Origin of the sequence: Sporichthya brevicatena (assembly GCF_039525035.1) — a bacterium.
In the GTDB taxonomy this organism is placed as follows: Bacteria; Actinomycetota; Actinomycetes; order Sporichthyales; family Sporichthyaceae; genus Sporichthya; species Sporichthya brevicatena.
This window is the reverse complement of sequence record NZ_BAAAHE010000040.1, coordinates 42,970-58,278: the sequence shown is the minus strand read 5'-3', so window position 1 is coordinate 58,278 and position 15,309 is coordinate 42,970. Positions and strand designations below refer to the sequence as shown.

The window sequence follows — 15,309 nt, the reverse complement described above, 5'->3', positions numbered from 1 at the left end:
CGATGTCCGTCCCCGACGACCTGAAGTACACCGCCGAGCACGAGTGGGCGCAGCTCACCGACGGCGGGACGGTGCGCGTCGGGATCACCGACCACGCACAGTCCCAGCTCGGCGACATCGTCTTCGTCTCGCTGCCGCAACCCGGCGACAAGATCGAGGCCGGCTCGCCCTGCGGCGAGCTCGAGTCGACCAAGAGTGTGAGCGAGATCTACGCGCCGGTCTCCGGCGAGATCGTGGCGGTCAACTCGGCGATCGAGACCGCTCCCGAACTGGTCAACGCGGAGCCCTACGGTGGCGGCTGGATGTTCGAGGTCCGGCCCGACGACACGGCCGCGCTCGACGATCTGTTGTCGGCGTCGGAGTACGCCACATCCATCGAGTGATCTCGTCGGTTGACCCTCGAATCTCGGGCACATAAGTTTCGTGGACGCTCAACCTCAGGTACAGGGAAAGGCCGGAGCAATGTTCTGCAGCCAGTGCGGCCACCGGCCTCCCGACGACGCTCGGTTCTGCCCGAACTGTGGCTCCGCGCTGCCCTCGGCCGGGTCGGACGGCGTCGACAACACGTCGAGCATCTCGATCGCGGGACTCGAGGTGGAGGCCGAGGCCGGCCTGCTCTCACCCGGCGACCAGGCGGCCGTCGACGCGCTGCCCCCGGGCTCGGCGCTGCTCATCGTGCAGCGCGGTCCGCAGTCCGGCAGCCGGTTCCTGCTCGACTCCGACACGGTCCGCGCGGGCCGGCACCCGGACAGCGACATCTTCCTCGACGACGTGACCGTCTCCCGTCGGCACGCGGACTTCCACCGCGTCGGCGACGGGTCCTTCCGGGTGAAGGATGCGGGCAGCCTCAACGGCACCTACGTCAACCGCGAGCGGATCGAGGAGGCCGTCCTCTCCGGCGGCGACGAGGTCCAGATCGGCAAGTACCGACTCGTCTTCTTCGCCTCGGCGCCGGGGGCACCGGGTGAAGGGGCCGGTTCGGAGAGCTCCAGTTGAGCGCGCCGGCACCGGCCGAGGGGTCGCACCTGAGCATCGGCGAGGTGCTCAACCGCCTGCGCCCCGACTTCCCCGACCTGACGATCTCCAAGATCCGCTTCTACGAGGCCGCCGGTCTCGTCGAGCCGGCCCGCACGCCGGGGGGTTACCGCAAGTTCTCGGCCCAGGACGTCGAGCGGCTGCGGTACGTCCTCACCGCCAAGCACGCGCACTACCTGCCGCTCCGGGTCATCAAGGACCAGCTCGAGGCCATCGACCGCGGCAACGGCGAGCTGGCCGAGGCGGCCCTGCCGGACACCGGGCTGCGTTTCGACCTCACCCCGTCCGAGGTGCGTCTCACCCGCGAGCAGATGCTCGAGGAGACGGGCCTGGACGCGGAGCAGCTGGCCGCGATCGAGGAGTCCGGCCTGCTGCACCGGCGCCGGGGCGGCTACTACGACGGTGACGACGTGAGCATCGCGCGCATCGTCGCCGAGCTGGGCCGGTACGGGCTCGAACCACGGCACCTGCGCTCGTTCAAGGGCGCTGCGGACCGCGAGGTCGGTCTGGTCGAACAGCTCGTCGTGCAGCCCAACACGCGGCGGCGGGGGAGCGCCGGACTCGAGCGCAGCCGCGACACGGCGGCCGAGATCGCCACCCGCCTCGCGCGACTTCATGCGGCCCTTCTCCAGGCTGGTCTTCGGCACACCCTGAGCCCCTGAGCCCGGGTACTGTGGCGGATGTGAACCAGCTCGACGTCGTCGGTGTCCGCGTGGAAATGCCCGCCAATCAGCCGATCGTTCTCCTGCGCGAGATGGCGGGGGAGCGCTACCTGCCGATCTGGATCGGTGCCGTCGAGGCGACCGCCATCGCGTTCGCCCAGCAGGGTGTCGTGCCGGCCCGGCCGATGACCCACGACCTGTTCCGGGACGTGCTGCAGGCGCTCGGTCAGGAGCTTCAGCAGGTCCGTATCACCGGCCTGCGGGACGGTGTGTTCTACGCCGAGCTGCACTTCTCGGGTGGCATCGAGGTCAGCGCCCGCCCGTCCGACGCGATCGCGCTCGCCCTGCGGACCGGCACCCCGATCTTCGGCAGCGAAGAGGTCCTCGACGAGGCCGGGATCGCGATCCCGGACGAGCAGGAGGACGAGGTCGAGAAGTTCCGCGAGTTCCTCGACCAGATCTCTCCCGAGGACTTCGACACGTCCGGCTGAGCCCGGCGACCCCACCGCCTGCGTCTCGACGGTGAGCTGGACTCAGTCACATCAGTAACAACTGCCCCACCAGCACCACGCTGGATCGGCGAGTTGCGTTGACGGGTCCCGGCACCCCGCTTACCGTCAAGGAGTCAAACGTCCCCGGTGTAATTACGAGCACCGGGAGAGGGCAGGAGGCGCCGTGAGCGACACCCCGGGCACCCCCGCGACCGGCACCGCGCCGGACACGCGCGCAGTGCTGGCAGCGGGCGAGCAGGGCCTGCTGTTCGAGCCCGAGATCACCTCGCTGACCGAGGAGATCGGGTACCGCGGCCCGACGGCCTGCGCCGCGGCCGGCATCACGTACCGGCAGCTCGACTACTGGGCCCGCACCGGCCTGGTCGAGCCGAGCATCCGCCCGGCCACCGGCTCGGGGACGCAGCGGCTCTACGGCTTCCGCGACATCCTCGTCCTGAAGATCGTCAAGCGACTGCTCGACGCCGGCGTCTCGCTCCAGCAGATCCGCCAGGCCGTCAGCCACCTCGCCGACCGGGGGGTCTCCGACCTCGCGACGCTCACCCTGATGAGTGACGGCGCGACCGTCTACGAGTGCAGCTCCCCGGACGAGGTCGTCGACCTGCTCCAGGGCGGCCAGGGCGTGTTCGGCATCGCCGTCGGCCGCGTCTGGCAGGAGGTGGAGGGCTCGCTCGCCGAGCTCCCCGGCGAGCGTCCCGACGCGACGGGGGACGTCGCGACCGACGAGCTCGCCCAGCGCCGGGCCCGCCGCACCGGCTGAGCCGGCCCGGCGGGATCTCCCGTCGCGGACTGCCCCCGCGGGACTGTCCCCGCGGGGCGCTCAGGCCCCGGCGGGGAAGTTGACCGCGAGGACCGGCGAGGTCGTCGGCCGGTCCGAGCCACCCGCGGGTTCCTCGGTGACCGCCAGCGCGGTCGCCCGGTCCGGGAAGCCCTTCATCACGCGCGTCGTGTTGCGGCCGTCGGTGTCGAAGGTGCCGACGGACCGGACCGACGAGCCCGGGCCGAGCAGCCAGATCTGGTAGGTCCGGCCCGCACCCGGGTCCCGCAGGCCGTGCGCCATGAAGACCATGGCGCCCGCGCTGCGCGACATCATCACGGCCGCCGTGGCGTCGCCGGCCTTCGCCGACACCGACTGCGCGTCGGGGGCGGTCTGCACGGCGGCGATCAGCTCAGTGCGCCGGCGGAGCTCGGAGTTCTCCTCGTTCAGCGTCAGCGCCCAGGTCCCGACACCGAGCGCGACGACGGCGACCGCGGCGGCCGCGCCCAGGGTCCACTGGCGGACCCGCGAGTCACGGCGGCCCCGGCGGCGGCCCGCGGACTCCAGCGGAGTCACGACCGGGGGCAGCTGGCGCGTCGTGGCAACCTCGGCCATCACCCGCTCGCGGAAGCCGGGCGGCGGGGTCTCGGCGGCGGCGATGCCCAGCACGTTCGCGGTGGCGGTGAGTTCGGCCACCTCCTCCCGGCACTGCGCACAGCTGTCGAGGTGGACGGCGAACTCCTCGGCCTCGGCAGGGTCGAGGGCGCCCATCGCGTAGGCGCCGCTGAGCAGGTGCAGGTCGGCACCGGTGTTCGAGGAACTCATGCCGTCACCCCCAGGCAGTCGCGCAGGCGGATCAGTCCGTCCCGCATGCGGGTCTTCACGGTGCCGAGCGGCACGTCGAGGAGTTCACCGACCTCGCGGTAGGTGTAGCCCCCGTAGTAGGCCAGTCCGACGGACTCGCGCTGCAGGTCGGTGAGCGTGCCCAGGCAGCGCCGGACCGCTTCCTTCTCCAGCCGGGTCTCGACGGCCTCGGAGACGTCGTCGTAGGCGGGCTCGTAGGACTGCGGCGCCAGGCGACGCGTGCGGTCGGTGGCGGCCTGCTCCGAGCGGACGCGGTCCACCGCGCGGCGGTGGGCCATCGTCAGGATCCAGGACATGCCCGAGCCCTGGTTCGCGTCGAAGCGGGAGGCGGTCTGCCAGACGGTGACCAGCACCTCCTGGGCGACCTCCTCGGACTGCGCGGGGTCGCGCAGGACGCGGCGGATCAGTCCGTAGACCGGTCCGGAGACGCGGGTGTAGACCGCCTCGTACGCGGCGGTGTCGCCCCGCGCCACGCGGACCAGGAGGTCCTCGAGGCGCTCGGGGGCGTCCGCCGGCACCGTGCGGGCCGTGGGCAGCGGGACAGGACCGGAGCTCATGTCCGATCTTCGGGGCCGGAAGCCGCCCGGATTGGTGTCCATGTCGGTCGGGCCGGCCCGCCTCAGTTGCTGCGGAAGGCCACCTCGAGGGCGTCCACCGCCCCGATCATCGCGGCGAGCTGGGCTCGCAGGCGTTCCTCGACGGTCTCGGCCGGGATCGCGCCCTTCGTCACGTTCTTGAGGAACGTCGACACCGTGCCCAGGTAGGTGTGGAGGGCCTCCGCGGCGGTGCGCCGGACCTCCAGGTCCCCGTCGAGCAGCCCGCGCGTGTAGTTCTCCAGGTCACGGAGGTGGATGCGCCAGCCCTGGAGGAACTCGGCCTCCTTGAACGGCCCGCCGACGTCCTTCACCAAGTCGGCGATCTGCTTGGAGTTGTCGTCGAGGCTGACCTGGACGCGGCGGTAGTTCGTGCCGACCAGCCCGGCCGAGCCCGCCTTCACCGCGACCTGGAAGGCCATGACGGTCAGGTAGGAGTGACCGGTCATCGTGGCGGTGAGGTTCGCGCGCAGCTCGGCGGCCTTGTCGGTGACGCTGCCCTTGCGGTCGGTCGCCGCGGCGAGGCCGGCGGCGAGACGCTGGGAGATCTCCGGCATCGCGTCGGCCGCCTCGCGCAGGGCGACGAAGCTCTCGCCGTCCCGGCTCGCGAGGCCCTCGATCGCCTCGGTGATCGCGTCGAGGTAGTCGCCGAGGTCGGTGCGCACGGTGTACGAGGACAGCCGGCTCTTGGTGATCGCCCGGAAGTACTGGCCGGCCTGGGACGCCCAGCCGTCGAGCTGGCGGCGGGCGGTCCGCTGGTCGTTCTCGTTGCGGCCCCGCGCGGCGAGCGCGTAGTCGGTCAGCAGGCCGACGTGCTCGCGCCAGGACTTCGCGAAGTCGTACTCGTCGAGGTCGAACGGCGGTTCGGTCGCGGTCGGGCGAGGGGAGGGGGACTCCTTCTTGCCCTTCTTCCCCTTGTCGCCCGGGTTGGCCGGCGGCGCACTCGGCGGCGGGGTGTCCGCGGTCGGCGCGAGTCGGGCCGTCCCCTTGCCGCCGCGACCGCCCTTCCCGGTGGACTCGGCCGCGAGCGAGCGCACCAGCTTGATCAGGGCCGTCGAGTTCGTCTCGACCGCGGCCCAGGCCGCCTCGGACTGCTTGCTCTTGCGGTCGGTCTGGTAGACGGTGCTGACCGCCGACCCCACCGCGTACACGTGGGTGGCCAGCCGGGACGTCAACTCCGCCGCCAGGTCGGAGGCGGGGGACTTCACGTCTCCGGAGAGCTTGTCCGCCTTCGCGATGCCGCGCGCGAGCACCAGAGCCAGGTCCGGAGCCTGCGCGGCCGCGTCCACCGCCCCGCTGTACGGGTCCGGGTAGGCCGACGGCGTGATCGCGAGGCCCAGATCCGGCGCGGTCGCTGCCGTGGTCGAGTCCGGGCCCGGCGTCGAGGTCCCCCCGTCGCCGCCGCAGGCCGGGACGGTCCCGAGGACCGCCAGGGTGATCCCGGCGGCGAGGACACGCCGGGAACGGAACCGCCATCTGTCGCGCACGGGCGAATTCTGCCGTACCGCCCTGACCCGGCTGCCAGGGGCGAAGCCGGGCACCCGGGGAAGAATGACGTCGACACCGTTCCCCGGGAGGTTTCATGTCGCAGGTTCCGTCCGGCCCCGCTGCCGCCGACGACCTCGGCCCGGTGCTGTGGCAGGCCTCGCCCGAGCGTGCCGCGGCGTGCACCATGACGCGGTTCCTGACCTGGCTGTCCGAGCGTGAGGGCCGGGACTTCCCGGACCACGACTCGATGTGGGCCTGGTCGGTCGAGGAGACCGACCGGTTCTGGGCCGCCATGTGGGACTTCGTCGACATGCGGTCGCCGACCCCGTGGACCGCGGTCCGCGAGGGCGACACCATGCCGGGCGTCCGCTGGTTCCCCGGGGCGAGCGTCAACTTCGCCGAGCGATGTTTGCGGCCGGGCGCGGACGACGATCCGGCGCTGATCTGCCTGAAGGAACCGGCCGCGGGCGGGCAACTGGAGCCGCGCACGATCACGCGCGGGCAGCTCCGGCGTGACGTCGCCGCACTCGCGGCCTGGCTCCGCTCCGTCGGCGTCCGGCCGGGGGACCGGGTGGCGGCGTACCTGCCGAACATCGAGCACGCCGTGATCGGGTGCATGGCCGCCGCGTCGGTCGGCGCGGTGTGGGCGCTGCTCTCGCCCGACTTCGGTTCCGAGGGCACGATCGCGCGCCTCTCGCAGCTCGAGCCCACCGTGCTGCTCGCCGTCGACGGCTACCACTGGCAGGGCCGGACGATCGACCGCCGCGACGTCGCCGTCGAGCTGGCGGCCAGCCTTCCGACGGTGCGTCAGGTCGTCCAGGTCTCCTACGCGTTCCCCGGCGAGCCACTGCCGGGCTACGCGGCCGACGGGCCGGCGGTGACCGCCTGGGTCGACGCGATCGCCACGGACGCGCCCCTCGAGTTCGAGCAGACCGACTTCTCGCACCCGCTCTGGGTGCTGTTCACCTCCGGCACGACCGGGATGCCCAAGGGGCTCGTGCACGGGCACGGCGGGATTCTGATGGAGGGTCTGAAGTGGGCCCACCTCTACGCCGACCTCGGTCTCGGGGACACCTACTTCACCTACACGACCACCGGCTGGATGCTCTGGAACTCCCAGCTGCTCGGCCTGGCCGCCGGGTCGTCGATCGTGCTCTACGAGGGCAGCCCGGGCTACCCCGACTTCGGCGTCCTCTGGGAGGCGGCCGGCCTGGTCCGCGCGAAGGTCTTCTTCCTCGGCGCCGCGCTGGTGACCGCCACGCAGAACGCGGGGATCGTGCCCAAGGAGCGCGCCGACCTCTCGTGCGTGCAAACCATCCAGGTCAGCGGGTCCGCGCTGCCGACCGCCGGGTACCCGTGGGTCTACGAGAACGTCTCCGCCGACGTCCGGCTGGACTCCACCAGCGGCGGGACCGACATCTGCGGTGCCTTCGTCGGCGGCAACGACCTGCTGCCGGTCCGGGCGGGGCGCATCTCCGGCCCGCTCGCCGGCGCCGCGATCGCCGCCTGGGACGACGACGGCAAGCCGGTGACCGGCGAGGTGGGGGAACTCGTCATCACCCGCCCGATGCCGTCGATGCCGCTCCACCTCTGGAACGACACCGACAACGCGCGGTACCTCGACTCCTACTTCGACCCCTGGCCGGGCGTGTGGCGGCACGGGGACTGGATCACGCTGTACTCCGACCACTCCGTCGTCATCCACGGCCGTTCGGACGCCACGCTCAATCGCGACGGCGTCCGCCTGGGCAGCAGCGACTTCTACGGCGTGCTGGAGGCGATGCCGCAGATCCAGGAGACGCTCGTCCTCGGCGTCGAGCAGCCGGGCGGCGGGTACTACCTGCCGTTGTTCGTCGTCCCTGCGCCCGGTCACGAGCTCGACGACGAGCTGATCGCGGCGATCCGGACCGAGCTGCGGACCAAGCGCACGCCGCGGCACGTCCCGGACGAGATCATCGCGGCGCCCGCCATCCCGCACACGCTGACCGGCAAGCGCCTGGAGGTGCCGATCAAGCGGCTGCTCCAGGGCGTGCCGCTGGAGAAGGCGGCCAACCTCGCGGCGGTGGACGACCCGGACGTCGTCCGCTGGTTCGCCGAGTTCGCGCGGACCCGGTCGGTGGGCGGGTCGGCGAGCACCTGACCGAGCGGTCGCGGGCGACCATTAGAGTTGCGGCTGACGGGGAGCTGCGCCCCGCGCAGTCGATGGCTCCGGCCGCCCGGGAGGTTCCGCCGTGCTCTACAGGGGGATGAAAATCTTCCTGGGACCCGTGGTCCAGGCGGTGTTCAAGCCCACGGTGAGCGGCCTGGAGCACGTGCCGAGGAGCGGCCCCGCGATCCTCGCCGGCAATCACGTGTCGTTCTCGGACCACTTCTTCGTGCCGCACGTGCTCGACCGCAAGGTCATCTACCTGGCCAAGGCGCAGTACTTCACCGGCCAGGGTGTGGCGGGGAAGCTGACCGCGAGCTTCTTCAACGCGCTCGGCCAGAAGCCGGTCGACCGGGACAGTGGCCGGGCCGGGCTCGCGGCGATCGCGACCGCGGCCGAGGTGCTGGCCGAGGGCAACCTGCTCGGCATCTACCCCGAGGGCACGCGGTCGCCGGACGGTCGGCTCTACCGCGGCCGCGTCGGCGTCGCCCGGCTGTGGCTGGAGACCGGGGCCCCGCTGCTGCCCTGCGCGATGATCGGCAGCTTCGAGGTCCAGCCGCCCGGCAAGGTGTGGCCCCGTCGCCACCCGGTCGCCGTGAAGTTCGGGCCGCCGATGGATCTCGCCAAGTACGACGGCCGTAAGCGCGACGCCCGGCTCTACCGCGAGATCACCGACGACATCATGCGGGCGATCCAGGAGCTGTCCGGCCAGGAGTACGTCGACGCCTACGCGACCGACGTCAAGGAGCAGCTCGCCGCCGGCTGAGGCAGACTTCGGCGGGTGAGTTCCCGAGAGATCGGCCTGCCCGTCCGTGTCGCGACGCGCTACGTGGCGCCGTTGCGTGAGGGCGGGTCGCTGCCCGGGCTGATGGAGGCCGCCGACCTCGGCACGTACGTCGTGAAGTTCCGCGGCGCCGGTCAGGGCCCGAAGGTGCTCGTCGCCGAGGTGATCTGTGCCGGTCTCGCCCGCGCCCTCGACCTCCCCGTGCCGGACCTGGTGGCGATCGAGCTCGACCCGGCGCTGGCGCCGGGGGAGCCGGACGAGGAGATCCAGGCGCTGCTGAAGGCGAGCCCGGGTCTGAACCTGGGCGTCGACTACCTGCCGGGGGCGCTGGACTTCGACCCGGCCGACCTCGACCGCGACCTCGGCCTGGCCGGCCAGGTGCTCTGGTTCGACGCGTTCATCCAGAACGCGGACCGTTCGTGGCGGAACCCGAACATGCTCCACTGGCACGACCGGCTGATCCTGATCGACCACGGCGCGGCCCTGACGTTCCATCACGACTGGGCCCGGGCCGACTCCTCCGTCGCCCGGCCCTACGACATCGGGGAGCACGCGCTGGTCCGGTTCACCCCGGACGTGACGGCGGCGGCCGAGCTCTGCGCCCCGCGGGTGACGGACGACCTGTTGACCTCGGTGCTCGCCACCGTGCCGGACGAGTGGCTGGTCGCGGAGGACGATCGCACGCCGGACGAGCTGCGCGTCGCCTACGTCGCGCGGCTGCGGGCGCGGCTGGACGCGCAGCCGCAGTGGCTGCCGGCGCTGGCTGAGGCCGCCGCGGCCGGACCGGTGGTCGCCGAGCGCGGCGACAACCGACCGGCCTGGCTGAACCGGCGTCGCCGTGGGGGACAGGCGTGACCGGGCGGGTGAGCTTCGAGTACGCCCTGCTGCGCGTCGTGCCCCGCGTCGAGCGTGGGGAGTTCATCAACGGCGGGGTGCTCCTGTACTGCCGGGCGCGGGACTACCTGGCGGCGCAGACGCATCTGGACGTCGAGCGGTTGCGGGCGCTCGACGGGCGCGCCGAAGTCGCGGCGATCGAGCGTGCGCTGGCGACCGCGGCCGACGTCTGCGCGGGCGGCGCCGGGGCGGGGCCGGTCGCGGCCGAGGACCTCGGAAAGCGTTTCCGTTGGCTGACCGCGCCCCGCAGCACCGTGATCCAGCCCGGTCCGGTGCACACCGGCCTGACGCTCGACCCCGCGGCCGACCTCGCACGGTTGATGCGTTCCCTGGTGCTCCCGGCGGACACGCGCTGATGAACAAGACGGTCGCATCCGCCGCGGAGGCGGTCGCGGACATCGGCGACGGCGCGACGCTGGCCGTCGGCGGGTTCGGGCTCTGCGGCGTCCCGGCCGTGCTGATCGACGCGCTGGTGGAGCAGGGGACGAGGAACTTGCACGTCGCGTCGAACAACTGCGGCGTCGGGGAGATGGGCCTCGGCAAGCTCCTGCACGCGCACCGGATCGCGCGCATGACCGCCTCCTACATCGGCGACAACCGCGAGTTCGCCCGGCAGTACCTCGCCGGTGAGCTCGAGGTCGAACTGATCCCGCAGGGGACCCTCGCCGAGCGGCTGCGGGCCGCGGGCGTCGGCATCCCGGCCTTCTACACCCCGGCCGGCGGCGGGACGCTGGTCGAGACCGGTGGCATCCCGTGGCGCTACGACGCCGACGGCAACGTCGTCGCGGCGTCGCCGCCGCGCCCGACCGCGGAGTTCACCGTCGACGGGGTGACACGGACGTACGTGCTCGAGCAGGCCTTCTTCGCCGACTTCGCGTTGGTACGGGCGATCAAGGGGGACCGCCACGGCAACCTCGTCTTCCACCGCGCCGCCCGGAACTTCAACCCCGTCACCGCGATGGCCGGCCGCGTCACGATCGCGGAGGTCGAGGAGCTGGTCGAGGTCGGGGCGCTCGACCCGGACGAGGTCCACCTGCCCGGCGTCTTCGTCCACCGCGTCCTGCCCCTGACGCCCGAGCAGGCCGCGGACAAGCCGATCGAGAAGCGAACCCTGCGGAGCTGACGTCTCGTCAGTACACGTCGCGCACGTACCGGCGCTGGGTGACGAGGCTCCGGACGTACTCCTCGGCCCGCTCGCCGAGACCGCCGTGGTCGCGGACGATCTCGATCAGCGCGGCGTGGACGTCCTTCGCCATCCGTCCGGCGTCGCCGCAGACGTAGACGTGCGCACCGGCGTCGAGCCACCGCCAGAACTCACGGCCGGCGGCACGCATCAGGTCCTGGACATAGACCTTCTGGCGCTGGTCGCGGGAGAACGCGAGCGAGAGCCGGGTGAGTAGCCCCGCGCCGTACATCTCCTCGAGCTCGGCGCGGTAGTAGAAGTCCGTCGCGGAGCGCTGCTCGCCGAAGAACAGCCAGTTGCGGCCGTGGTGGCCGAGCTGGCGGCGCTCCTGGAGGAAGCCGCGGAACGGCGCGACGCCGGTGCCGGGGCCGATCATGATCATCGGCGTCCGGCCGTCGGTGGGTGGCCGGAAGTGCGGCGAGCGCTGGAGGAAGACCGGAACGGTCTCGTCGGCGCAACGGTCGGCGAGGAAGGTCGAGCAGACGCCGTGCCGGGCCCGCCCCTCGTAGGCGTAGCGCACGGCGGAGACCGTCAGCGCGACCTCGTGCGGGAACTCCTTCGGGCTCGACGAGATCGAGTACAGGCGCGGGGCGAGGGGGCGGATCACGTCCAGCCAGTCCTCGGTCGCGGCGCGGACCGGGTACTCGGCGAGCAGGTCCATCGCCTGCTTGCCCCAGAGCCACTGCTCGAGCGCGATCTTGTTGTTGGCGCGCAGCAGCCGGGCCAGGTCGCGGTCGGGGTGACGCTGGTTCACGAACCGCATCAGGTCCGGAGTGATCCGGACGATGTCGAGGTACTCCCGCGCGGCGGTGCGCAGGTCCGTCTCCGGTCGGTCGTCGAGGGCGACGACGGCGTCCCCGTCGAGTCCGGTGACCGCGAGCCACTCGTCGACGACCGTCTCGTCGTTCTTGGGCCAGACCCCGAGCGCGTCCCCGACCTCGTAGGTGCAACCGGCGTCGAGCGCGAACCCGAACCGGCGGACGTCCTTCGCCGACCCGGCGCCGGTGAGCGCGAGGTTCGTGACCAGCCGCGTCGGCAGCGGCTGGCGCCGGGTGAACAGACCGGCCGCCTCGACGTCCGGCTGGACGTCGGGGGAGACGTACTCGGCGCCGGGATCGGGCGCGGGGACCGGCACCGACGGCGGGAGGGTCACCGCGACCGGGCGCGGAACCGGACGCGTCGCGGGCGCGGTCGGCGCCGCCGCCGGCGGGGGCTCCGGACGCTCTCCGTCGGGGCGGAGGAGGTCGCGGACCGCCGTGAGCCAGTTGGCGGCGCGGGCGCGGTCGTCGGGACCGGCGTCGACGCGATCGGCCAGACGCGTCGCGCCGAGTTCGGCGAGGCGGGCGTCGAGCCGGCGGCCGTGGCCGCAGAAGTCGGCGTAGTTCGGATCGCCGAAGGCCAGGACGGCGAACCGGACGCCGTCGAGTCGCGGCGCGGCGGTGTCGCTGAGAGCGGCCCAGAACCCCTGGCCGTTGTCGGGGGACTCGCCGTCCCCGAAGGTGCTGGTGACGACGAGCAGGGTCGAGGCCTGCGGCAGCGTGGCGACGTCGAGATCGTCCATCATCGTGAGGTGGACGGGCAGGCCGTCCCGGGCGAGCAGGGCCGCGGCCCCGCTCGCGAAGTCCTCGGCGTTCCCGGTCTGCGACGCCCAGGCGAGCACCACGGTCTCCGGCGGCGCCCCCGCACTGGAGATGACATCTCCAGTGGAGATGACATCTCCACTCGCGGTGGGGCCCGGCCCCACGTCGGCGCGGGAGAACAGGCCCGCCAGCAGGCCCGCGACCCACGCTCGGCGCTCGTCGTCGAACGGGGCGTCCGCGGGCAGCACCGGCGTCCCCGGCCGCGCCTGCGGCGACGCGAGCCCGACCGTGAGCCCGGCGAGGTACTGCCGCTGGATCCCCGTGAACTCCGGCGCGGTGAACTCCGGCGCGGTGAACTCCGGCGCGGTGAACTCCGGCGCGGTGAACTCCGCCCCGGCGACCTCGCCCAGCCCGAGCGCGGCCGCCAGCGCCGACTCCACTGGAGATGACATCTCCACCGAAATCGCGGAATCCGGTGGAGATGTCATCTCCACCGGATCGGCCGAGTGCACTGGAGATGTCATCTCCAGTGCCGGGGCGGAGACGCGGGCGAGGGCGACGGCGCAGACCTTGAACTCCGGCTGGAAGGAGGCGGGGTCGACGGCGTCATTGGTGACGGCGTTGATCGAGAGGTCGGCGCCGAAGGCGTCGTTCCAGTGGAACGGGGCCCAGCAGGTGCCGGGGGCCATGCGATCGCTGATCACCGCGGGGAGCACCGCGCGGCCGCGGCGCGAGGTGATCTCGACGCGGTCGCCGGCGGCCAGGCCCAGCGCGGTGGCGTCGTCGGGGTGGACCTCGACGAACGGGCCGGGGTTGAGCTTCGCCAGCCGCGGGACCTTGCCGGTCTTGGTCAGCGTGTGCCACTGGTGCTGGACGCGACCGGTCGTGAGGACGAACGGATGCTCGGCGTCCGGCAGCTCGGCCGGCCCGACGTGCGGGCGGGCGTGGAAGACCGCGCGGCCGTCGGGAGTGGCGAAGGCCAACCGGGGGGTCGAACCGTCCTCCCGCGTGACGAGGGCACGGCTACGGCCGTCGTTGAGGTAGCGGATCGGGTGGCGCGCCTCGTCGTCGTCCGGCGGAGCGGGCCACTGGACGGGGGAGGTGCGCAACCGGTCGTAGGTGACGCCGCGGAGGTCGTAGCCCGTCGCGGGGTTCGCGAAGGCACGCAGCTCGTCGAAGATCTGCTCGGCGCGGTCGTAGGCGAACGCCTCGACGAAGCCCAACCCGCGCGCGATGCGCGCGATCAGGTCCCAGTCCGGCAAGGCCTCGCCCGGCGCGTCCGCCACGGGCTGAAGCAGGGTCAGATTCCGTTCGGAGTTGACGAACACGCCGTCGACCTCGGTCCACAGCGCCGCCGGCAGCACGATGTCCGCGTAGGCGATGGTCTCCGCGTCGGTGAACGCGTCCTGGACGATGACGAGCTCGGCGGCCTCGAGCCCGGCGATCACGGTGTTGCGGTTGGCGACCGAGGCGACGGGGTTGGTGCAGATCACCCAGATCGCCTTGATCTCCCCGGCGGCGGCCTTCTCGAACAGTTCGACGGTGCCCTGACCGACGTCCGTGCGCAGCGTCCCGGCCGGCAGGTTCCAGAGGTTCTCGACGAACGCGCGGTCGTCGGGGGAGAGGACGGCACGCTGCCCGGGCAGGCCGGCCCCCATGTAGCCCATCTCCCGCCCGCCCATGGCGTTCGGCTGTCCGGTGAGGGAGAACGGGCCGGAGCCGGTCCGGCAGATCGCGCCGGTGGCGAGGTGCAGGTTGCAGATCGCGTTGGTGTTCCACGTGCCCTGGACGGACTGGTTGAGGCCCATCGTCCAGCAGGTCATCCAGTTCGCGGCGCCGCCGATCCACGCCGCCGCGGTGCGGAGGTCCTGCTCGGCGAGACCGGTGATCTCCGCGACCCGGGCCGGGGCGTAGTCGGCCAGCATCGCCTCGACGGCGTCCCAGTTCGTCGTGAACTCGGCGATGAAGTCGGGGTGGTGGTCGCCGTTCGCAACGATCAGGTGCAGCAGCCCGTTGAGCAGCGCGAGGTCCGTACCGGGGCGCACCTGAAGGAACAGGTCCGCCTTGTCGGCGGTCGCGGTGCGCCGGACGTCGACGACAATCAGCTTGGCCCCGGCCTTGACCCGCTCCATCATCCGCAGGAACAGGATCGGGTGGCAGTCGGCCATGTTCGAGCCGACGACCAGGAAGACGTCGGCGGCGTCGAAGTCGTCGTACGACCCGGGCGGGGCGTCGGAACCGAGCGACTGCTTGTAGCCGACGCCGGCGCTCGCCATGCACAGCCGCGAGTTCGACTCGATGTTGTTGGTGCGCAGGTAGCCCTTGGCCAACTTGTTGGACAGGTACTGCGCCTCGGTCGTCATCTGCCCGGAGACGTAGAGGGCGACCGCGTCCGGGCCGTGCTCGTCGACGATCGCACGCAGGCGGACGACGGCCTCGGCGATCGCGTCGTCCACCCCGACGGCGATCGGGGTCGCGCCACGCTCGGGACGCAGCAGCGCGGACTCGAGCCGACCGGGCGCGCAGGCGACCTCGGCGCTCGTCGCGCCCTTCGTGCAGAGACGGCCGCGGTTCGCCGGGTGCTCGGTGTCCCCGGCGACGGAGAGGACCCGCCGTCCGCCGGCCGCGTCCCGGCCGATCTCGAGGACGATGCCGCAGCCCACGCCGCAGTAGGAACAGACGCCGCGCACGCGGGTGGTCGAGGGGGAGTGGGGGCTCACCCTGCCAGGGAAGCCGCCGCGTGTTTCCGATCCGTTTCATCCGTATCGCGTGCGGCGACACCCGCCCTCACTGCACCCGGGGACGACACGTGAG

Annotated in this window: 14 protein-coding genes; 10 read left to right on the top strand and 4 right to left on the bottom strand. The window is 72.3% G+C overall.

Annotated features, from left to right (window positions below; genetic code table 11):
* The first annotated feature begins 2 nt into the window (after window positions 1–2).
* From gcvH to ABD401_RS19625, 5 genes are all read left to right on the top strand, one after another.
* Window positions 3–383: a glycine cleavage system protein GcvH gene (gene gcvH / locus ABD401_RS19645; protein WP_344607882.1), complete on the top strand. Its 381-nt coding sequence runs from the start codon at window positions 3–5 to the stop codon at window positions 381–383.
* A 79-nt stretch (window positions 384–462) separates the two neighbouring features.
* Entirely contained in the window at window positions 463–996 is a 534-nt protein-coding gene (locus tag ABD401_RS19640; protein ID WP_344607880.1) for an FHA domain-containing protein, read from the top strand.
* Window positions 993–1,697: a transcriptional regulator FtsR gene (gene ftsR, locus ABD401_RS19635; protein ID WP_344607878.1), complete on the top strand. Its 705-nt coding sequence runs from the start codon at window positions 993–995 to the stop codon at window positions 1,695–1,697. Before ABD401_RS19640 ends, ftsR begins: the two co-directional genes overlap by 4 nt.
* 20 nt (window positions 1,698–1,717) lie before the next feature.
* The gene (locus ABD401_RS19630) at window positions 1,718–2,188 is read left to right on the top strand and encodes a bifunctional nuclease family protein (protein ID WP_344607877.1); all 471 of its coding nucleotides are present in this window, start codon (window positions 1,718–1,720) and stop codon (window positions 2,186–2,188) included.
* A gap of 184 nt (window positions 2,189–2,372) precedes the next feature.
* On the top strand, window positions 2,373–2,966 hold the full coding sequence (locus tag ABD401_RS19625) for a MerR family transcriptional regulator (protein ID WP_425566204.1): 594 nt from the start codon (window positions 2,373–2,375) through the stop codon (window positions 2,964–2,966).
* A 60-nt stretch (window positions 2,967–3,026) separates the two neighbouring features.
* On the opposite strand, the gene ABD401_RS19620 is transcribed toward ABD401_RS19625, so the two are convergent.
* From ABD401_RS19620 to ABD401_RS19610, 3 genes are all read right to left on the bottom strand, one after another.
* Window positions 3,027–3,788, bottom strand: coding sequence for an anti-sigma factor (locus ABD401_RS19620; protein ID WP_344607875.1), 762 nt, complete (start codon window positions 3,786–3,788; stop codon window positions 3,027–3,029).
* On the bottom strand, window positions 3,785–4,384 hold the full coding sequence (locus tag ABD401_RS19615) for a sigma-70 family RNA polymerase sigma factor (RefSeq protein ID WP_344607873.1): 600 nt from the start codon (window positions 4,382–4,384) through the stop codon (window positions 3,785–3,787). Before ABD401_RS19615 ends, ABD401_RS19620 begins: the two co-directional genes overlap by 4 nt.
* A 62-nt stretch (window positions 4,385–4,446) precedes the next feature.
* A complete protein-coding gene (locus ABD401_RS19610; protein WP_344607871.1) occupies window positions 4,447–5,907 on the bottom strand; it encodes a hypothetical protein in 1,461 nt (486 codons plus the stop codon).
* A 95-nt stretch (window positions 5,908–6,002) separates the two neighbouring features.
* Between ABD401_RS19610 and ABD401_RS19605 the strand changes: the two genes are divergently transcribed.
* The 5 genes from ABD401_RS19605 to ABD401_RS19585 all read left to right on the top strand — a co-directional run bounded on the left by ABD401_RS19605 (window position 6,003) and on the right by ABD401_RS19585 (window position 10,855).
* Window positions 6,003–8,048 carry an acetoacetate--CoA ligase gene (locus ABD401_RS19605; RefSeq protein WP_344607869.1) on the top strand — a complete coding sequence of 682 codons (2,046 nt, stop codon included), beginning with the start codon at window positions 6,003–6,005 and terminating at the stop codon, window positions 8,046–8,048.
* Window positions 8,049–8,139: 91 nt separating this feature from the next.
* Window positions 8,140–8,820: a lysophospholipid acyltransferase family protein gene (locus tag ABD401_RS19600; RefSeq protein WP_344607867.1), complete on the top strand. Its 681-nt coding sequence runs from the start codon at window positions 8,140–8,142 to the stop codon at window positions 8,818–8,820.
* A 15-nt stretch (window positions 8,821–8,835) separates the two neighbouring features.
* On the top strand, window positions 8,836–9,693 hold the full coding sequence (locus ABD401_RS19595) for a HipA family kinase (RefSeq protein ID WP_344607865.1): 858 nt from the start codon (window positions 8,836–8,838) through the stop codon (window positions 9,691–9,693).
* Window positions 9,690–10,088, top strand: coding sequence for a DUF3037 domain-containing protein (locus ABD401_RS19590; RefSeq protein ID WP_344607863.1), 399 nt, complete (start codon window positions 9,690–9,692; stop codon window positions 10,086–10,088). Before ABD401_RS19595 ends, ABD401_RS19590 begins: the two co-directional genes overlap by 4 nt.
* The gene (locus ABD401_RS19585) at window positions 10,088–10,855 is read left to right on the top strand and encodes a CoA transferase subunit A (protein WP_344607861.1); all 768 of its coding nucleotides are present in this window, start codon (window positions 10,088–10,090) and stop codon (window positions 10,853–10,855) included. Before ABD401_RS19590 ends, ABD401_RS19585 begins: the two co-directional genes overlap by 1 nt.
* Before the next feature lie 7 nt (window positions 10,856–10,862).
* On the opposite strand, the gene ABD401_RS19580 is transcribed toward ABD401_RS19585, so the two are convergent.
* Window positions 10,863–15,215 (bottom strand): bifunctional nitrate reductase/sulfite reductase flavoprotein subunit alpha, encoded by a 4,353-nt coding sequence (locus ABD401_RS19580; RefSeq protein ID WP_344607859.1) that lies wholly within the window; start codon window positions 15,213–15,215, stop codon window positions 10,863–10,865.
* Between the last annotated feature and the right edge of the window lie 94 nt (window positions 15,216–15,309).